The organism is Alteromonas sp. ABD4_190 (genome assembly GCF_056160105.1).
Map to the genome: position 1 here is coordinate 2,315,400 of NZ_JBSWWN010000001.1, position 20,296 is coordinate 2,335,695.

A 20,296-nucleotide genomic window follows, 5' to 3' on the forward strand; every position below is an offset into this window, starting at 1 on the left:
TCATGGAAATCATTTACCTACTTTTCATAGTGCTATTGGCTGCTTTTTTGGGTTTTGAGTTAATTCGAAAAGTACCTGCTACTTTACATACGCCTCTAATGTCTGGCTCTAATGCGATTTCGGGTATTACGTTAGTGGGGGCATTAGTTGCCTCGGGTAGCGACAACAACTTGCTAACCACAATTCTTGGTACGGCTGCGGTAGCGCTGGCCAGTATAAACGTGGTGGGCGGTTATCTTGTTACCGACCGCATGCTTGGCATGTTCAAGAAAAAAGATAAATAAGGAGTACGCAAGTGAGTGATATCGTAACTGTAATAAACCTTGCGTATGTAGTTGCTGCGGCACTATTTATCCTAGGACTTAAATTACTTAGCCATCCAGATACCGCGAAAAAAGGTAACTTCATTTCTGCCATAGGTATGCTGGTTGCTGTGGTTGTTACCCTGCTTGATCAGCAAATTATTAGCTATCATTACATCCTGCTGGGTTTTGTTATTGGTGGCGCCTTTGGTGCGTGGAAAGCTAAGACCGTTGAAATGACGGCAATGCCGGAAATGGTGTCTTTATTTAACGGCTTTGGTGGTGCAGCGTCATTGCTTCTGGGCTGGGCGACACTGGCGGGAATGAGCCTAATTACCCTTAAAACTGAAAGCGCGTTTACTTTTATTACCCTGTTTTTCACAATTTTAGTTGGGGGGATTACATTCTCAGGCTCTGTGGTGGCGTGGGGTAAACTGTCGGGCAAAATGAGCTCTAAAGCGGTTATCTTCACGGGGCTTCGTGAGCTAAGTATCTTGCACCTCATTGGCATGGTAGTGATTGGTTATTTCTTCACTACCGATCCAAGCAACCCACTTTGGATATACTGTGCCATTGCGTTGTCACTAAGCTTCGGCTTGTGGGCTACCATTTCAATTGGTGGTGCAGATATGCCGGTGGTTATCGCACTTTTGAACAGCTACTCAGGTGTTGCGGCGTCTGCGGCAGGTCTCGCTACTGGTAACACAATATTGATTGTTACCGGTTTATTAGTGGGGGCTTCAGGTTTAATTCTTACCAATATTATGTGTAAGGCCATGAACCGTTCATTAATGAATGTGTTGCTGTCTGGCTTTGCCAAGCCAGTAGAGGCGGGTGAAAAGATAGAAGGCGAAATTAAAGTACTGGCTGCACAAGATGCATTTTATGTATTAGAAGCAGCACAAGCAGTACTGGTAGTGCCCGGCTACGGTATGGCGGTTGCGCAAGCGCAGCATGCTGTACGTGAACTTCAGTCGTTGCTAGAGGAAAATGGCTGTACGGTTGATTACGCCATTCACGCGGTAGCAGGGCGTATGCCGGGTCACATGAACGTGTTATTGGCAGAAGCTGACGTGCCTTATGATCAATTATACGAGATGGATGACGTTAACCCTCGTATGGAGAACTATGACGTGGTTATTGTTATCGGTGCAAACGATGTAGTAAACCCAGCAGCCAAAGAGATGAAAGGCAGCCCTATTTACGGAATGCCAGTTATCGAAGCCCATCGTGCGAAAACGGTCTTTGTACTTAAGCGTTCTGCGAATGCCGGTTTTGCTGGCGTAGACAACCCGCTGTTTTTCAAAGATAACACTCGCATGGTATTGGGTGACGCCAAAGACACGATAAACAGTATTATCCGTGAGTTCGGAGACGACTAATACTCTGCCTGTTCTCTTATAGGCAACCATTAAAGGCCTGCGTATACGCAGGCCTTTTGTTTAAAGGTATAAAACCTGATTAAAACGTACTACAACTTTAGTTGTGATTGACGAGATTCGGTTTTAGTATGTGAAGGCTATAGAAGTTGAATTCACTATTCATATAGTCATAGAGATGTACGAATAAATGTCGACGACCCCGTTTCATATTGAGCCGTTTAGAAATTGTATTTTGGTCACGCTTCGTGGCAAGTGGGATATGTCCACCAACATTCAGTATCTCGCTAAACTTTCTGAGTGCTTGAAAACCCGTAAAGGTAGACCCTTCCACCTATTTGTAGACATGCGCGGCTGGCAAGTTCCCAATTCAGATACCTTCAATCAAATAAAAGCACCTATAAAGTTAGATCGGCGAAGCCAACTTAGCGAGACATGGTTAGAAGATGACGAGACTGAGGTTGAACATATCGCGCAGAAGTTTTTTAAATCACCGCAAATTAATCTGGGTTTTGAGCTTGTGCGTACTCAAAACATCTCGGAGTTTTTAGCGCATTGTGAAGAAAAAGCAGACAAAATAGTTATAGACTATGTTCGAACATGGATAGGCACATAAAAGCTCACGTTCGATAAACAAAATTAGTCGCGACAATAGATATTTTACATCGCAACAATACTCGCGTTCAGCCTTGTGTTGTCTATAATACGCGGCTTATTTTCGCACTTACTTTGCTAGGAATAAACCTAGCCCACTTACACATAGGTGAATAAATTGTCAGATTGGAGCATCGAAGAAGCAGAGCGCGTCTATGGCGTGTCTCAATGGGGTGGAGGCTATTTTCAAATCGGTGAAAATGGCAATGTACATATTACCCCTGTTCCTGAAGATCCTAGCATTCGAATCGACTTTAATTCGGTAATAGAAGATATCCGTAAAGAGGGCGTACAGTTCCCTGTCGTTGTGCGTTTTCACGATATTTTGCGTTCGCAAGTTGCTGGCTTGAACAAAGCATTTAGACGCTCCATCGAAGAAGCTGAATACCAAGGCCAGTACCAAGGCGTGTATCCGGTGAAAGTTAACCAAATGCGCGAAGTGGTTGAAGAAATTGTCGATGCGGGCAAACCATACAATTACGGCCTAGAAGCAGGCTCTAAAGCTGAACTACTTACTGTATTGGCAATGAATACCAACGAAGACTCGTTGACCATCCTTAACGGCTATAAAGACGATGAAGTCATGCGTCTTGCTTTGTTAGGTAGAAAGCTTGGTCGCCGAGTTGTTGTGGTAGTGGAAAAGTATACCGAACTCCTTTTACTCGTGAAAATTTCAAAAGAGCTTAACATCGACCCTATTATCGGTGTGCGCTCTAAAATGACCGTAAAAGGGCGAGGTAAGTGGGAAAGCTCTGGCGGTGAGCGTGCGAAATTCGGCTTAACTATTACTGAAATTATCAACGCAGCCCGCTATCTTGAAGAGCAGGGCATGGCCCATTGCTTAAAGCTGCTTCACTTCCATATTGGCAGTCAGCTGACCGATATTCGCGCGGTTAAAGAAGCGGTAACCGAAGGTGCACGTATTTATGCAGACCTTCATAAAATGGGCTTCGAACTAGATTACGTTGATGTAGGCGGTGGCCTTGGTATCGATTACGACGGTAGTAATTCAACCAATGAATCATCACGTAATTACAGCATGCAAGAATACGTTGCCGATGTTGTCTATGGCATGAAGGAAATGTGTGACCTTGAAGGTGTACCACATCCGCACTTGGTAAGTGAAAGTGGGCGTGCAATCACTGCGCATCACAGCTGCGTTATCACAGAAATTGTGGGCGAGATTAAATCGAATGCATCGCACATGGATACGTCTGCAAAAGAAGGCGAGCACTTCTTTTTGAAAAATATGCGTGAACTTGCCGATACGTTTGACGAACAAACAAATATGCATGAGATTTACAACGACGCGTCTCAGTATAAAGAGCAAGCCCTCGATGCATTTAAGTTGCGTGTACTTACGTTAGAAGAGTTAGGCAAAATAGAAACCCTGTACTGGGATATCATGGGACGCTTGCAGAAGTGGTATCGAAACGAAGAATATGTGCCAGAAGAGCTGCAAGAACTGGATTACAGTTTGTCGTCTCAGTACCTGTGCAACTTCTCTGTGTTTCAGTCGGCTGCAGATACTTGGGCAATCGACCAGTTGCTGCCAGTCGTGCCACTTATTCGCATGAATGAAGAACCAACGGTAAACTGCTCACTAGTGGATATTACCTGTGATAGCGACGGTAAAATTGATCAGTTCACTATTGGCCGTGAAATTACTGATGTACTGCCAATGCACCCACTTAAGAAAGATGAGCCTTACTATATTGGTTTGTTTTTAACGGGCGCTTATCAAGACGTCATGGGCGATATGCACAACCTGTTTGGCCGCTTAAACGAAGTGCATATTTACAGCTATGATGACGACCCGGAAGACTTTTACATTGAAGAAGTCGTAAAAGGCTCGTCAGTAGAAGACGTGCTAAACGTTATGCAGTATAACCCGCGTGCAATGGCGTCAGATGTGAAGCGCATGATAGATAAGCATGTGTGGGACGGCAACTTAAACCCTCGTGAAGGTGTTCGCTGGACTGATTTCTACGAGAAGTGTTTGGCGGGTTACACTTACCTTAAGCAATAGTAAATAACCGAGAACCTGCTACTTTTTAACACTTAAGTTTCTCAGGTTCATATAGCCGATGCCGCTACTAATTAGCTGCGTCGGCTTTTTTCAAATAGCGCTTCCAAAGTTCCGCTGTTGTAGAGTTAATCATGTTTGACTCTGCGTTCATCAACATAACATAGCCTACTTTTTTCTCGGGCATAAAGGCAACGTCGGCGCGATAGCCTTTTACCCAGCCGCCGTGATAGTTAAGCTGCACGCCATTTAAGTCATAAATACGCCAGCCCAAACCATAATGAGCATCGCTGATCATACCGCGCCAACCCCTGCGATAGGTTTCACGCTTGGTTCTGACTCGTTTTGTTGTGACATAGTCCACCATTTCATCAGAAATCACCGTTGGGAATTCGCCAAGCAGTGCCTGTAAATAAATGGTCATATCTGAAATGCTGGCATTAACTCCTGCCGCGGGAGAAAAGCGGTAGTAGTTGCTTTCAACTTTGCCTTCACGCCATTTATTTCTAGCAATGGCGATATGAGGTTGTGCCCATGACTTTGATGCGAGTAAACCGCCTTTACCAACGCTGGCTGTCTTCATGCCTAATGGTGAAAAAAGGTTTGCCTGAAGCTGGCGCGAGTAGGATGTATTATTGTTGCTAAAGTAGTACTCCAATGCTCCGAAAAGTGCATTTTGATAGGTGTAACATTCGCCAGGTGTACACAAGGGTTCAAGCTCACCGAGAGATTTTAATACGCGCTGTAACGAATAATCGGCTTCAATTAGATTGTCGTAGGCGTTAGGCATAAAGCCACTTGACTGCCCTACAATATGTTGTAGCTGAAGCGCGCCCATACCTTTTCCTGTAAAAGGTATGTCGGGCAATAAAGTGGAGATAGGTGTCTTCCAGCTAAGCTGATTTTTCTCCACAAGTTTGGCCGACAGAAGGGCAGTAAAGGTTTTGGAAACAGAGGCTAGCCTGAATACTGTATCTTCGGTAACGCTCTTCCCGCCTTTTTTACGGGTTTTCCCGTAAACGTAAACCCGCGGTGCTTTTCCCTGCTCGTAAAACACAAATGCATAACCAGGAACATTGTATTTTGACGCTTCTTTTTTAACGTGATTTGCGTAGTCATCTAACCAATCAGCAGAAGCACTCTGAGCTATGAGCATTAGTGTCGCAAATAGCCAAAGTGTAGCTAGGCTAAGTAGTGAAAAGCGCGAAGATTTCAGCATATAGTCAGCTCATTGTGCCTGTGCCTTCAAGGTTACTTCACAGGGCGTTCATTATTATTATCTTGTTATTATGCGTTTAGCCGCATCAATGATCAAATGTCGCTAATTATACTCACTCATTTTAACCCTGGTTTTATAGAGTACCGATTTTGTCGCACTTACACAGTAAAGACGCGATACACTATGCTCTAGTAACGAGTTAAGGGCGAGTGCTGCATACTTATGTTAGATAGCAATAATGCGCAAGAAGAAGAGGCGTCAGAAAGGGAAAGTTTAGCTGAGTCCGTATTTTCCAAGGCGAGGCTTAGCAGAGATCCGCGTTTCGACGGGCGATTTTTCGTTGCAGTAAAAACCACGGGCATTTTTTGTAGGCCGATTTGCCCAGCGCGCTTGCCTAAAGAAGAGAATGTTACTTATTTCGAACATGCGACTCAGGCTATGGCGCAAGGCTATCGACCTTGTTTTCGGTGTAGGCCCGACAGTGCGCCTCTTTCTGCGGCTTGGAAAGGCGTGGGCGCAACAGTAAGCCGAGCGCTATCGCTATTATCAGCCATTCCTATTGAGAGTGTGGCAGATATTGCCTGCCGTCTAGGTATAAGTGAACGCTATTTGAATAAGCTGGTCGTCAATGCGGTAGGTATATCGCCTAAACAGTTTCAAAATATGCAACGTACTTTGTTTGCAAAACAGCTTATTCAACAAACCCACTTGTCGATGACAGATGTATCAGTAACCGCAGGTTATCAGTCGCTTAGGCAATTGCAGCGAGCTGTAGAGCAATATTGCGGAATCTCGCCAACACAGCTTAGAAAAAAACAGGGCGCTGACCAAAAGTCGATATCCTTGTTTCTTGCTTATCGTCCTCCGTATAACTGGCCCTATGTACGTGATTTTTTAGCAGCGCGCGCCATTGAGGGTATGGAGCTAGTTACAGAAAACAGCTACCAGCGTTATTTTTCAGGTCAGTACAGCGCTGGTGTCTTCAAAGCAGAACATGATCATGCGCGCAATGGCTTCACTGTTCACATTGATATGCCAGATCTACGCGCTCTTCATACCGTAATAGAAAACATAAAGCTGGTCTTAGACCTTCACGCCGACCCACTATTAATAAATCAAAGCCTAATGCAGGCAGGGCTGTCACAAGAGCAGCTAACATCAGGCCTACGCCTTCCCAGCGCGTGGAACGTATTTGAAAGCGGTTGCCGCGCTATTGTCGGGCAGCAAGTCAGTGTAAAAGCGGCTATTGGACAGGTAACGCTACTTGTACATGAGCTAGGCGAAAGGGTAACAAACGTAACATCTTCACACGACTTTGATACTGAGGTAAGTGAGCGCTACAGTTTTCCTACACCAGACGCTGTCGTTGGCAATGATTTAGAGTTTTTGCGTATGCCACAGGCGCGAAAAAACGCGCTACGCAACTTTGCACAATTATTTGTTGGCGATAGCATGCCAACTCATGAGGATATCCTTGCAATTAAGGGGGTGGGCCCCTGGACACTGGATTACTTAAAAATGCGCGGTGAGAGAAACCCAGATATCTATCTTGGGGGCGATTTAATTGTTCGTAAGGTGGCGCAGCAGTATCCGATTGAGCCTGATAATGCCGCGCCATGGCGCAGCTATTTAACCCTTCAGCTTTGGCAGCTTAGCAATCAGCAAAAAGAGGCTTAACCATGATATACACAGGTTTCGTAAATAGTGTGCAAGGGCCGCTTAAAGTTGAAGCGACTGATGAAGGGGTAACGGCCATCGCGTTTTTAAGCGCAGATAAAGCTGCGCAATACAGCTCTCTTGGTAATGAGGCTTACGTCCATACGCATTCATGCACTAACGCAATTACCGATGAAACGTGTCGTCAGCTTAAGGCGTACTTCGATGGGCAGCTTCAGGAATTCGATTTACCGCTTACTCCTAAGGGCACTGTGTTCCAGAACCAAGTATGGCTGGCTTTACAGCAAGTAAAGTATGGTGAAACGGCCAGCTATTTAGATATCGCCAAAGCAATAGGTAACCCAAAAGCCGTTAGGGCCGTGGGCATGGCAAATGGCCGTAATCCTATTGCTATTGTAGTGCCATGCCATCGTATAATTGGTAGCAATAAAACCCTAACAGGCTATGCAGGTGGTTTACCCCGTAAGCAGTACCTACTTAATTTAGAGGGAGCCCAAGGGGTGCTGTGGTCATAAAAGAATGGTTATAAGAAAGATGGTAATAAAAGCATGGCAATAAGAGACATTACCGCGCTACTGATATTAGCGGGTATCTGGGGCGGCTCGTTTATTTTTATGCGTGTTGCGGCACCAGAGTTTGGTATTTACGTACTTGTTGCCATTCGAACAGTGTTGGCGACAGCAGTGCTTTTACCTTTGCTGCTACTACGTGGTTCGATTAAAGACATTAAGCGACACTGGCTGGCCATTGCGTTAGTGGGCATGGCTAATACGGCGGTGCCTTTCGTATTGTTTAATTACAGCAGTCTGCACTTAGAGGCTGGTGTCAACGCTATTCTAAACGCTACCGCGCCCATGTTTGGGGCTATTGTTGCTTGGCTGTGGTTAGGCGATAAGTTAACAAGATCAGCGGTTGCTGGGCTTGTTGTCGGCTTTGTGGGCGTTACCGTTATTAGTCAGCAAAAGCTAGGTGAGGGTGAGGTCAGTTTTCTTCCTATTTTGACTGCGCTACTAGCCACAACAGGCTACGGGATAGCGGCATGTATGATGAAAAAATGGCTGCAAGGGGTTAAGCCTTTAGTTGTTGCAACAGGCAGTCAGGCCATGGCAAGCGTAATGCTGGCGCCGTTCGCCCTGGCAACTTTGCCCGCCACAATGCCAAGCGTGAATGCATGGGTAAACGCCGTGGCGCTAGCCGTCGGTGGTACCGGTGTCGCGTATATCTTGTATTTCAAGCTTATTGCCGATATTGGCCCGGCAAAGGCAATAACGGTTGCTTATTTAGTGCCGCTATTTGGCATTATTTGGGGCGTACTTTTCTTGCAAGAGCATTTGTCAGTGCAAACTATAGTAGGCGGCTTGATGATTTTGTTTGGCGTGGCGCTAACAACAGGCGTTCTCAAACGAAAACGCCTTAAGGTTAAAACTGCCTAAACTGAAGCCAGTATTGGCTAGTCTATTAGCTGCATTCTTACTAAATTGCTGCCATCGCGCTTAGCTTGATAAAGCGCGTCTTCGGCATGTGCGGTTACCTCGTGCATAGCGCGAGTTGACGCAGTATATGAAATACCAATAGAAGCGGTAATTACTACCTCGGATAAATCTTGCAGAGGGGGAAGCGTCGCGATGCCATGGCGAAGGTTTTGCGCCATGTCGAATGCCACATGTGGGCCAGTTTGAGGTAGCAGAATAATAAACTCAGCGCTACTCCATCTACCTACTACATCCTGTTCGCGTATGTTCTCAGTTAAGTAAGATACCACTTTATCTAAAATGTCATCGCCTGCGTTACGTCCATGGGCGTCAACAATTTCTGAAAGTTCATCAACACTGACTAACATAACACTAAGCGATTTGTGCTCTGCCAATAGCGTTGTATAAATAAGCTGTAAATTATCCTTTTCAGGCAATCGGTTGCTGTGGCGTACCACCAAATCTGGCTGCATATCTTTTCTGAAATAATACAGAAGATTGTAGATAAGTAAGAACAGTGAGAATACAACAACAAGCAGTGTTACCACGCTAAAGATAAACGCCTGAGAAATTTCTGCTTGGCGGTCTTCAAGTGGGCTTAAAAGAAATACGGTCCACCCGAATTGATTCAGCTTAACTTCGGCAATAAGGAAGTCTTTTTGATCAATAGTGACTAACTTATTGTTTAAGGCTTGCTCGCTTTGAATAGTCATGGGTAGACTGGCATACCAAGGAAGTTCAGATAAGTTAGTAAAATCAGAATAAGAAGCAATAAGGCTTGGGTCTGAAGACAACATAATATCGCCTTCACCATCTACGAATAAGAAGTCATAGCCGTATTCTTGTTTGTAGGTATCGAACACTTCGATAAAGCTGCGAAGGCTTTTTCCTACACCGAAAAAACCTAAAAAGCGGTCGTCTTCGTCGTGAATTTTAATATCAATATAAAAGTGTGTGTCTTCCCATTTACCAATATCGGCAACGGCATCAGCGGGATAGTCACGATATTTGAAGTACCAGCTTACCTCACCTTCGATAAGGTTGATAATACTGCCATCAGAATTGTATTGCTTTCTGTCTGCCTCACTGGCGATAAAGAAAGATAAACCAAACTCATTTTCAAGACGGTCCAATGTTTTGAAAACGGCTTCTTGGTCTATAGCCTCGCCATCCATTAAGTCTACCAGTTCGGTAGAGTGGCCGAGTGCTTCAGATATATGTAGTGGCTTAAGAAGTTGCTCAACAATAAGCGATATTGCAGGCGACAATGACTGCTGCTGCGCACGACTTTGTTCGGCAACGATTTTTGAAATACTGAAATGAACCAGTGTCACAATAGCGATAACCACTACCGCAAATAACACCAGAATACTTCTATGTAGTGTACGAAATGTGTTCACAGACTGCGCATGCTCCCTTGCCTGGCTGAACCTAACCTAACTTAAGCGTTAAGTATACCTGTAGCAATAATGAACTACTAGGCGGTTTGTCTTAACTTAGACTAAATAACGAAGAGCAAAAGCGCAATGTGGAGTCGTCCGGTCAGACCTCGAAGAGAATCAATCGCTGACATATTGTTGGGCCTTGGTTACACTATGCTCCGATTTTCATTCTCTTTGCGAAATAAAGGAAATATATGGCTTTCTCAGTGGTTGTATTAGCAGCGGGTAAAGGTACCCGTATGAAGTCGTCGTTACCGAAGGTATTACACAAAGTAGGTGGTGTGCCTATGGTGCAGCGAATTATCAACACAGTAAAATCACTGGGTGCGGATAATATTCATTTGGTTTACGGCCATGGCGGCGACCAGCTAAAGGCAACGGTTGTTGAAGACAGTCTAAACTGGTGCTTGCAGGCCGAACAGTTAGGTACAGGCCACGCTGTTCAGCAAGCGGCACCTCACATTAAAGATAATGAGGACGTGCTTGTACTTGTTGGCGACGCACCACTTATTCGCGAAGAAACATTGAGCGCTTTAAAAGTAGCAAAGGAAGGCTGTGATTTAGCACTGCTCACTGTAAATTTAGACGACCCTACAGGCATGGGCCGCATTATTCGCGAAAATGACAATATTACCGCGATAGTTGAGCACAAAGATGCCACTGAAGCTCAGCGTGAAATTAAAGAAATTAATACCGGCATGATGATGATGTCTGGCAAAGACCTCAAGCGCTGGTTGGGCGAGTTAAGCAACGACAATGCTCAGGGCGAATATTACCTTACTGATGTTATTGCAATGGCTGCCGCTGAAGGCAAGCGAATTCAGTCTGCACAGCCACAGTCTGCGGTAGAAGTGGAAGGCGTGAACAATCGTTTGCAGTTAGCGAACTTAGAACGCGCGCTGCAACACCGTCAAGCCGACGAGCTAATGACCAACGGTGTAACCTTGTTAGACCCTGCTCGTTTTGACTTACGCGGTCAGTTAGAAACCGGTAACGACGTAATTATCGACGTAAACGTTATTATTGAAGGCAAGGTTACGCTTGGCAGCAACGTTACTATTGGTGCTAATTGTATCCTGCGAAACTGCACCATTGCCGATAACGCGGTAATTGAAGCAAATTCTATTGTTGAAGAAGCCAGTGTTGGCGAAGCTTGCACAGTTGGGCCTTTCGCTAGACTACGCCCAGGTGCAGTAATGCAGAAAAATGCCAAAGTGGGTAACTTCGTAGAAATGAAGAAGGCTATTTTAGGTGAAGGCGCCAAAGCGAATCACTTAACCTATCTAGGCGATGCAGAAGTGGGTGCCAAAGCGAACATTGGCGCAGGCACAATTACCTGTAACTACGACGGTGTAAACAAGTCCAAGACCGTCATCGGCGAAAATGCTTTCATCGGCTCAAACTCGTCGCTTGTCGCGCCTGTCAACATCGGTAAAGGAGCAACTGTGGGGGCAGGGTCAGTTATCACCTCAACCGTAGACGAGGACGCGCTAGCCGTGGCTCGCGGTAAGCAGCGCAATATTCCAAATTGGCCGCGTCCGACTAAAAAATAAAGGCGTATCTTCATTAAAGGTCGCTAACGGGTTATTTGATGAGTTAGGGCTGGCAAACACAACTAGTGATTAGCTAGCCCAGTTTCTTCTTCAGTCCCACCAAAATACTGCCCTGTCAGAAAGATGATAAAACCAGAGGACCTAAATCAACGTCTACTGTGTTGGTATACACGCAACTCATCCTGCTATCTTATTTGTTTCACATCTTCTAAATAATGAACTATCTGAGGTTTCCTCCATCTATCATAGCTGATAGTGTGTGTTTACTTACCTTATAATTATCGTTACACAAGGATATGCAATGGTATCTACTCTTTTGGTCGGCTTTGGGTTTTCCGCCACAACCTTTCATTTACCCTTTCTAAATTACCTTCCGCAATTCTCGGTAGATGTGGTTATTTCTTCAAAACCTGATGCGGTTAAAGCGCTCTTACCTGAAGCTGAAGTGTACAGCTCGTTAGACGAAGCACTTAAAATTCACGATGTAGACTTGGTGGTTATTACCACTCCAAATCACCTTCACGGGCCACAGGCGAAATTGGCATTAGAGCACAGTTGTCACGTGCTGGTAGAAAAGCCATTTACATTAGATAGTGAAGAAGCAGAAGCTTTAGTAGCGCTTGCACATTCTCAAAATAAACAGCTTTGTGTTTATCACAACAGACGTTTTGATGGCGATTTTCTTACGATTAAGCAGCTAATTGACGATGGCAAGCTAGGCGACATTAAACGCTTTGAAAGCCGATTCGACCGATTTCGCCCGGTACCAAGAGATAGATGGCGTGAAAATGCAGGGCCAGGAAGCGGTATCTTCTGGGATTTAGGTCCCCACTTAATCGACCAAGCGCTACAGCTTTTCGGCAAGCCGGAAGAAGTGTCGGCAAACATACAGACCTTGCGTGAAAATGGGCAGTCAGACGACACGTTCGACATAACACTTCACTATGGTGATAAAGTTGTAAAGCTAGGTAGTTCAGCCTTTCAGGCAGGGCCAACACTGCGCTACGACTTGCAAGGTACAAATGGCAGCTTTAGAAAATTCTATTTGGACCCACAAGAAAACCAACTGCGTGCAGAGCTATCCTTTGACGATGAGCACTGGGCGATTACAAAAGATAACGAGCATGGCGTACTTGCTGTGGCCAATGAAAGTGGTCAGCTAGTTGAGGAGACGGTTACAACATTGAAAGGTGAATATCTCACGTTTTTCAATCGCCTTGCTCACGCTATTGAAGACGGTAAGTTCTCGCCCGCAGACGCGAGTACGGTCGTACCTGTTATCAAAGTCATTGAGCTAGCCATAAAAGCGAGTGCTCAAAAGAAATCGCTGGCGTTTAATTAAACAATTACCTTGATCGTCGTTTCAATTTAACTTACGATGCTTTCACTTTAAAACTCAAAGCTTTCGTTTTGAAAGTTGAGTTGGATGTTCAGTTTAATGTTGAACGTGTGTTTGCGGACTGTTTTGCAGACTTTTCATGGCTTGTTCTCAGGTGGAGCAATGCATACAGAAAGGTTTAGCGAGAAGACGGCAAAAGCATCGAGGTTATATTGAAAAGTAGTAAATCAGTTGAACAGCGCCGCCAGCAGATAGTGGCGTGGGTGAAAGAGCATGGTCAATCACAAGTTGAAGATTTGGCCGTGCGGTTTGCTACGTCTGAAGTCACCATTAGAAAAGATCTCGCGGCCCTTTCGCAGCAAGGTTTACTGATTCGACAGTTTGGTGGCGCAGTGCCCGTGCCATCATCTACAAACTCAAATGCTAAACCATCTCAATTTACGGTAAATGATCCATTCACTAATACAACTGCTAGCCCAGCAATCAATGCTATAGGCCAACTCGCAGCGAGCTTGGTAAAACCGGGCAATAAGATAGTGATAGATTGCGGCGCAACCACCGCGGCAGTCTTGCCTTATCTATCGGGTATTGATGACTTAGTGGTAATGACCAATACATTATCCACTGCCAATTACCTTACCCAAAGTGCTAAAGAGCCTACGGTGTTAATGGTAGGTGGCACATGGGATGCCCAGTCTCAGTCGTTCCAAGGTGCAATGGCTGAACAGTTAGTTAGCGCCTATAGTTTTGACATTGCATTTATTGGCGCAGCGGGCATAGATGTGAACCGGGGCACCACCACCTTTAACGAGCTTATTGGGGTAACCCGCGCCATGGCTTCGGCGGCCAGTAAGGTGGTGATAGTAGCCAGTTCTAAAAAATTAACGCATAAAATGCCTAATCTAGAGCTGAGCTGGAAAAACATTTCTGTTTTGATCACTGATGAAGGCATTAGTGAACAAGACAAACTTAATATTGAAAATCAGGGCGTGACCGTGCTTATTGCAGCGCCGAGTGGAGAATAATTATGTGTGGAATTGTTGGCGCTGTTGCTGAGCGTAACGTGGTTGAAATTCTTCTGGAAGGATTAAAAAGACTAGAGTATCGCGGCTATGATTCAGCTGGCGTTGCGCTATTGCAAAACGACGGCACGCTTACCCGTATTCGCCGTACAGGCAAAGTACAAGAGCTTGCTGATGCAGTAGCAGAAGGTGAAGCTTTGGGTACAACTGGAATTGCTCATACCCGTTGGGCAACGCACGGTGGTGTGACTGAAGCGAATGCGCACCCACACTTTTCAACTGAGCGCGTGGCTGTGGTTCACAACGGTATTATTGAAAACTACGTAAATTTAAAAGCCCAACTAAAAGAAAAGGGCTACACCTTTACCAGCGACACTGACACTGAAACCATCGCTCATACTGTGCACGAGGAACTAAAGTTGGGTAAAGCCCTGCTTCACGCAGTACAAAGTGCGGTTAAGACTTTTCACGGCGCTTATGGCACCGTCATCATGGATAAAGAAGACCCAAGCCGCGTAGTGGTTGCACGCTCGGGCAGCCCTTTAGTTATTGGGCTTGGGCTTGGTGAAAACTTTATTGCGTCAGATCAAATGGCACTATTGCCAGTAACACGCCGCTTTATCTTTTTAGAAGAAGGCGATGTGGCAGAGATCACGCGCAGAGACGTTAAAATATTCGATAAAGACGGCAACGCCGTTGAGCGCGAAATTATTGAGTCGAATATCGAGCACGATGCGGGTGACAAAGCGGGTTATCGCCACTACATGCTTAAGGAAATTCACGAGCAGCCAACGGTGGTGCGCAACGCATTAAAAGACCGTATTGATGAAAACGGACTTACCGCTGATGTATTTGGAAAAGGCGCTGACGATATATTCAAAAAAGTAAAGCATGTACAAATCATTGCCTGTGGAACTAGTTACCACGCGGGAATGACGGCGCGCTACTGGCTAGAGCAGTACGCTAATGTGTCGTGTAACGTAGAAATTGCATCAGAGTTTCGTTATCGCAAGTCAGTGGTTCACCCAAATAGCCTGCTTATTACTATCTCTCAATCAGGTGAGACCGCCGATACGCTAGCTGCGCTTCGCTTAGCCAAAGAGCTGGGCTATATGTCTAGTTTGACTATTTGTAACGTTCAGGGCTCGTCGTTGGTACGCGAATCAGACCTGGCATTTATGACCCGTGCTGGCGCGGAAATTGGCGTAGCGTCTACCAAAGCCTTCACTACCCAGCTTGCTGCTTTCTTGATGTTAACCCTTGCATTAGGTAAAGAAAACGGCATGACTGAGTCCGACAGCAAGGCCATTGTTTCTGCGCTTCACAGCTTGCCCGCCAAACTTGAAGAGACCCTAGCTATTACAGGCGGTATCGAAGATTTAGCTGAAGAGTTTGCAGATAAAAACCACAGTTTGTTCTTAGGTCGTGGCGATCAATATCCCATTGCTATGGAAGGTGCGCTTAAGCTTAAAGAGATTTCTTACATTCACGCCGAAGCCTACGCGTCTGGTGAATTGAAACACGGCCCGCTTGCGCTAATTGATGATGAAATGCCGGTAATTGTGGTTGCACCAAATAACGAACTGCTTGAAAAACTGAAATCAAACGTTGAAGAAGTGCGCGCCCGTGGGGGTATCATGTATGTCTTTGCAGATAAAGATGCCGCGTTCGCCGGAGATGAAACCATGCGCGTTATCGACGTGCCGCACTGCGACGAACCAATCGCACCTATCATTTATACCCTACCGCTTCAGCTATTAAGCTACTATGTAGCGTTAATTAAAGGTACGGACGTTGACCAGCCGCGTAACTTGGCGAAATCGGTTACTGTGGAATAAAGCGCACTGCTGAAGCGCTTCTTTGTGCTCACAAACAAAGCCTGCGACTGACAAAAGCGCAGGCTTTTTTATTTTCAATAGGCGAGTATTGTGGCTGGTAATTACGTAGCATCATCGACAAACCTTCTCCATCCGTCTTACTTTGTCAGGTAACCCAGTTGTAAAACGGAAAGTAAGTTCATACCTATAACTCATCATCAAATTTCAACATTGCGAGGCACCATGGCTATTCCCTACTCACTGCTAGATTTAGCGCCAATATCTGAAGGGTTTGGGGTAAAAGACGCGTTAAACAATTCAAAGCTAATGGCTTTGGAAGCTGAGCGCAGTGGCTATGAACGTGTGTGGTTAGCCGAGCATCACGGCATGCGTGGTGTTGCCAGTTCTGCCACCTCTGTAGTGTTAACCCACATTGCTAATGCAACCTCGACTATTAAAGTGGGGGCCGGTGGCATTATGCTGCCTAACCATGCGCCTTTGGTTATTGCTGAACAGTTTGGCACCCTGGCCGAGTTATTTCCCAATCGCATAGAGCTTGGATTGGGGAGAGCGCCAGGAACTGATATGGCAACGGCAAGAGCGCTTCGACGAAACTTACAAAGTGATGTAGATAGCTATCCAGAAGATATTCAGGAACTTCAGCATTACCTTGGTACCCCACAAGAGGGGCAGCCAATTGTTGCAGTACCAGGGGCGAATACCCATGTGCCTTTGTGGTTACTTGGTTCTAGCTTGTACAGTGCACAGGTGGCGGCACAAATGGGGCTGCCATATTCGTTCGCTTCGCATTTTGCGCCCGATGCGTTATTCGATGCGCTTCATGTGTACCGCAATATGTTTAAACCGTCGCCTCAGTTATCAGCGCCAAAAGCGATGGCTGGTGTAATGGTGGTGATTGCTGAAACCGATGACGAGGCAGAATTGCTATTTACGTCGGTGAAGCAGCAATTTATGAACATGCGACGTGGTCTTAATAGGCCTTTCGCTAAGCCTATGCCTAACTTTGACGAATATTGTACGGCGACTGACGAAGCAATGTTATCGAATGTATTGAGGTATGCGTTGGTAGGGTCGAAAGAAACGGTGCAAAACAAGCTAGCTCAGTTTGTTGAAGCGACGGGTGTTGATGAAATTATAGTGTCGATGCCGATTTACGATATAGAAGCGCGCTTGTTTAGCGTTAAAGAGTTCGCAGAGATCGCATCCTAGCACCTAAAAAGCTATGACCAGTTTTAAGCGTTTGGTCATATCTTTTTCTATGCAATACGCAGGAATAACTTTATGATATGCAATGACGTATGTATTTTATTTAGTTATTAAAGGTTTACAGTCATGCATAAGGTCTGGTTTTCCTTTCTCCTTACCCTCGTTTTTTTCGCGGCAACTTTAAATTCTGCCAAAGCGAAAGAAACCCTAGACCTTATTGTTCTTGAAACACTGCCTGTTCCAATTGTCGCTGAGTCGCGGACCGAATTTGAAAAAGAGCTCATTCGAATTATGCCCGATTACGACATTAACGTTACCACATATAATGCGGAAGGGTCGGAGGCGCGCGCTACAGAAATACTAAGCGAACTGGCACAAGAGCCTAAACCTGATCTTATTGTATCTGTCGCTACCTTAGCCACTCGTGCTTTGAATGCCTCTGAAGAGTTTATTAATACGCCAAAGCTTTTCATGGTCGTGTCAGCTCCAGTCGAAGAAGGAATAGTTCCCGCTATTGATACTACAAGTAAACGCAATATAACGGGTGAGTCACACGTACTCGATGCGAAGGTAAAGCTTGATATGTTAGACGGCGTGCTTAGAGCATCGAACCCCGAGACGCCATTTACTATAGGTTTAGTGCATTCTACCTACCCCTCATCGAGCAACCTGGTAAACCAATTGCTAGCGTTAGACAGTGAGTATGAAAATATAAACTTAGTCGCTATCAGTACGCCTTATTTAGAAGGTGATGAAGGGCGCGTTGAAATGACGGATAGTATGGTTGATAGCTTAGACCAAAGAAGCGCAGAACTGGACGGCTATTGGTTGTCATCAGGCCCCTTAGCAGAAGCCGAAGGGTTAGTGAATAAAGTTAAAGAGAAGACTGGACTACTTCCTTTATTCGCTGAAAGTATTTCATCAGTTAAAGAAGGCGCGCTTATCGGTGTGGTATCTGAACCGGCTAGTATTGGAAAATCAGCGGCAAGAAAGGCAAAGCTGATACTTCAGAGAAAATCGGCGAGAGACATTCCCGTTGGCAAAATGGACACGTACACTGTTGCAGTAAACGTAACCACGGCAATTAAATTGCAATTGCCCATTCCATCAAGTTACTTAAAACTCTCGAAAGAACATGTGTATCAATAAGGCCTAATTAGAAGTTAGTATGCGGATCAAATCAAAACTGCTAGTTATCTACATTCCAATTTTGTTAATTGGCATGGCACTTACTGGGTATTGGGCTTATTTAACCGCGTACGACTCGGTGCGCGAGAGAGAATATCAGCTTCTTACTCAAACCCTTACGTTGAACGTTTTAGAAATTATCGATGAGAGGCGAGAACTGCTCATTGAATCTGGGCTAGAGAATGTTCCTGTGTTTCGCGAGGCTTATCAAAACGAAGTGTTTGAAGAGTTAAAATCGCTGCAACAAGCTACAGACAGACATTTTGCTATTAATGACACAAGCAAAAATACTGTCATATTTAGCACGGCCGATAATGCGTTAGTACTTAATGTAGAAGACGCTAATTTGGCGACTATTGCCAACCGGCGTGTGGCGTTTGGCGAGTCGAACGTAAATGATATGGATGTATTGTTTGCGTGTGCTGAATTTGCGCCATGGAATTGGAAAGTTACCGTATTGCAGCCTGCTGACGCACTGCAATCTTCCCTGTCTACTATTGCGTGGCTAACGTCACTAGTGACGCTATTTGCTGTCGTTATTGTTAGTTTGCTTATGGGAAGAGTCACACAGGTGTTTGTTGTTGCTCCTATCGAAAAAATAAAATCAGCAGCGAGTCGCATTGCCCTTGACCATAAGAAGGTCAGCATAGACTTACAGCAGAACGACGAGTTAGGTAGTTTAGCGCGAGACGTTGAGGCAATGTCTGGCGAAATAGAGCAATACGTTGCTCAAGCTCAGCAAGCAAACCGCGCTAAAACCGATTTTCTTGCAGTGATGAGCCATGAGATTCGCACGCCGCTAAACGGTATCCAAGGGCTGGCAACGCTGCTTTTAGATACTCCGCTTTCTGGCAAGCAACATCAGTATGCCAGCGATTTGAAATCGTCAGCATCCATTCTCGCTACTGTTATAAATGATGTTTTAGATCTCTCAAAAATTGAATCAGGTATGTCAGAGGTTGACGTGACAGAGTTTGACCTTGACTCAATGCTGAACGATCTTATTACGCTATTAGGCACGAACGCTAGCGCTAACAGTACCAGGTTAGTTTATAAGAGCAAGAACTTAAAGTCTGTGGCGGTAACTAGCGATATTACCAAGCTTCGCCAAATTATTATTAATTTGGTCAGCAATGCTATTAAGTTTACTCACAAAGGCACAGTGAGCATTTCGGCTAAACTTAAACAGCCTTCAACAGCAACCATGGGTGATAACCTTTTAGTTATTGCAGTTAAAGATACCGGTATTGGTATTGAGGCTGAAAGGCTTGAGCATATATTTGATAAATTCACGCAGTCCGACTCTTCTATTACGCGCAAATATGGTGGTACTGGACTTGGTCTTGCTATTGCTAAGCAGCTTGCCCAAATACTTGGTGGCGATATAAAAGTTGTTAGTAAAGTGGGCGAAGGGTCATGCTTTACAGTAACTGCAAGAGTTCAGTCTCGGCTTATATCAGATTCATCACCCGAATCTTCATTGGCGCGTCAAGCCCGTAGCACTAACCTACCAACGGGCCTAAAGGTGCTATTGGCTGAAGACAACGCAATAAACGCGGTAGTCGCACAGGCGCTATTAGAGCAGTTAAACTGCGATGTGGAGCATGTTGATAATGGGTTAAAAGCAGTAGCACGAGTAGAAGAAGGCGGTATTGATGTTGTTTTCATGGATGTGCATATGCCTGTTATGGATGGGATTGAAGCAACTAAGCGCATTAGAAAACTAGAAGGTGAGCTTAGCAAAACGCCCGTTATTGGGCTTACAGCAGAAGCGTTTAAAGAGCGCCATATCTCATTTAAGCAGGCGGGAATGGACGATATAGTCACTAAACCTGTCACCGTTGAAGCGCTTGAAGAAAGTTTGTTAAAACTGGCGCTTAGCCAAGAAGTCTCTGATAATAGTTAAACCAGCTCTGCGTAAATGCGTAGCGCTAGCATAGCCGGTGGCAATTGTCATGATTGGCTATGTTGGAAAACTT

At 45.2% G+C, this 20,296-nt stretch carries 16 protein-coding genes; 14 read left to right on the forward strand and 2 right to left on the reverse strand.

The annotated features are described in order from the left end of the window. The first annotated feature begins 2 nt into the window (after nt 1-2). The 4 genes from ACXAFM_RS10240 (at nt 3) to speA (ending at nt 4,364) form a co-directional block, all read left to right on the forward strand. Entirely contained in the window at nt 3-284 is a 282-nt protein-coding gene (locus ACXAFM_RS10240; protein WP_014951245.1) for an NAD(P) transhydrogenase subunit alpha part 2, read from the forward strand. Between the two features lie 11 nt (nt 285-295). Beyond that, nucleotides 296-1,684 (forward strand): NAD(P)(+) transhydrogenase (Re/Si-specific) subunit beta, encoded by a 1,389-nt coding sequence (locus ACXAFM_RS10245; RefSeq protein WP_474829170.1) that lies wholly within the window; start codon nt 296-298, stop codon nt 1,682-1,684. Nucleotides 1,685-1,871: 187 nt separating this feature from the next. Then, a complete protein-coding gene (locus ACXAFM_RS10250) occupies nt 1,872-2,297 on the forward strand; it encodes an arginine decarboxylase (RefSeq protein WP_474829172.1) in 426 nt (141 codons plus the stop codon). A gap of 156 nt (nt 2,298-2,453) precedes the next feature. Next, nucleotides 2,454-4,364, forward strand: a complete 1,911-nt coding sequence (speA, locus tag ACXAFM_RS10255) for a biosynthetic arginine decarboxylase (RefSeq protein ID WP_474829174.1) — start codon at nt 2,454-2,456, stop codon at nt 4,362-4,364. A gap of 67 nt (nt 4,365-4,431) precedes the next feature. Here the strand turns inward: speA and ACXAFM_RS10260 are convergent, their stop codons facing one another. Continuing rightward, the gene (locus ACXAFM_RS10260) at nt 4,432-5,580 is read right to left on the reverse strand and encodes a serine hydrolase domain-containing protein (protein WP_474829176.1); all 1,149 of its coding nucleotides are present in this window, start codon (nt 5,578-5,580) and stop codon (nt 4,432-4,434) included. A gap of 222 nt (nt 5,581-5,802) precedes the next feature. Here ACXAFM_RS10260 and ACXAFM_RS10265 point away from each other — a divergent pair, with 222 nt between their 5' ends. The 3 genes from ACXAFM_RS10265 to ACXAFM_RS10275 are packed head-to-tail and all read left to right on the forward strand — an operon-like array spanning nt 5,803 to nt 8,690. Beyond that, the gene (locus ACXAFM_RS10265; protein ID WP_474834412.1) at nt 5,803-7,257 is read left to right on the forward strand and encodes a DNA-3-methyladenine glycosylase 2 family protein; all 1,455 of its coding nucleotides are present in this window, start codon (nt 5,803-5,805) and stop codon (nt 7,255-7,257) included. 2 nt (nt 7,258-7,259) lie between these two features. After that, a complete protein-coding gene (locus tag ACXAFM_RS10270) occupies nt 7,260-7,772 on the forward strand; it encodes a methylated-DNA--[protein]-cysteine S-methyltransferase (protein ID WP_474834414.1) in 513 nt (170 codons plus the stop codon). Nucleotides 7,773-7,805: 33 nt separating this feature from the next. Continuing rightward, on the forward strand, nt 7,806-8,690 hold the full coding sequence (locus tag ACXAFM_RS10275; RefSeq protein ID WP_474834416.1) for a DMT family transporter: 885 nt from the start codon (nt 7,806-7,808) through the stop codon (nt 8,688-8,690). A 17-nt stretch (nt 8,691-8,707) separates the two neighbouring features. On the opposite strand, the gene ACXAFM_RS10280 is transcribed toward ACXAFM_RS10275, so the two are convergent. Continuing rightward, nucleotides 8,708-10,129, reverse strand: a complete 1,422-nt coding sequence (locus tag ACXAFM_RS10280) for a sensor domain-containing diguanylate cyclase (RefSeq protein ID WP_474834418.1) — start codon at nt 10,127-10,129, stop codon at nt 8,708-8,710. 236 nt (nt 10,130-10,365) lie between these two features. Between ACXAFM_RS10280 and glmU the strand changes: the two genes are divergently transcribed. The 7 genes from glmU (at nt 10,366) to ACXAFM_RS10315 (ending at nt 20,223) form a co-directional block, all read left to right on the forward strand. Next, nucleotides 10,366-11,724 (forward strand): bifunctional UDP-N-acetylglucosamine diphosphorylase/glucosamine-1-phosphate N-acetyltransferase GlmU, encoded by a 1,359-nt coding sequence (gene glmU, locus ACXAFM_RS10285; RefSeq protein WP_474834420.1) that lies wholly within the window; start codon nt 10,366-10,368, stop codon nt 11,722-11,724. 301 nt (nt 11,725-12,025) lie between these two features. After that, nucleotides 12,026-13,066 carry a Gfo/Idh/MocA family oxidoreductase gene (locus tag ACXAFM_RS10290; RefSeq protein WP_474834422.1) on the forward strand — a complete coding sequence of 347 codons (1,041 nt, stop codon included), beginning with the start codon at nt 12,026-12,028 and terminating at the stop codon, nt 13,064-13,066. 209 nt (nt 13,067-13,275) lie between these two features. Next, nucleotides 13,276-14,088, forward strand: a complete 813-nt coding sequence (locus ACXAFM_RS10295) for a DeoR/GlpR family DNA-binding transcription regulator (protein ID WP_474834424.1) — start codon at nt 13,276-13,278, stop codon at nt 14,086-14,088. 2 nt (nt 14,089-14,090) lie between these two features. Then, the gene (gene glmS / locus ACXAFM_RS10300) at nt 14,091-15,923 is read left to right on the forward strand and encodes a glutamine--fructose-6-phosphate transaminase (isomerizing) (RefSeq protein WP_474834426.1); all 1,833 of its coding nucleotides are present in this window, start codon (nt 14,091-14,093) and stop codon (nt 15,921-15,923) included. Between the two features lie 222 nt (nt 15,924-16,145). Continuing rightward, nucleotides 16,146-17,132, forward strand: coding sequence for an LLM class flavin-dependent oxidoreductase (locus ACXAFM_RS10305; RefSeq protein ID WP_474834428.1), 987 nt, complete (start codon nt 16,146-16,148; stop codon nt 17,130-17,132). 123 nt (nt 17,133-17,255) lie between these two features. After that, nucleotides 17,256-18,278, forward strand: a complete 1,023-nt coding sequence (locus ACXAFM_RS10310) for an ABC transporter substrate-binding protein (protein WP_474834430.1) — start codon at nt 17,256-17,258, stop codon at nt 18,276-18,278. 19 nt (nt 18,279-18,297) lie between these two features. Further along, nucleotides 18,298-20,223 (forward strand): ATP-binding protein, encoded by a 1,926-nt coding sequence (locus ACXAFM_RS10315; RefSeq protein ID WP_474834432.1) that lies wholly within the window; start codon nt 18,298-18,300, stop codon nt 20,221-20,223. The last annotated feature ends 73 nt before the right edge of the window (nt 20,224-20,296 follow it).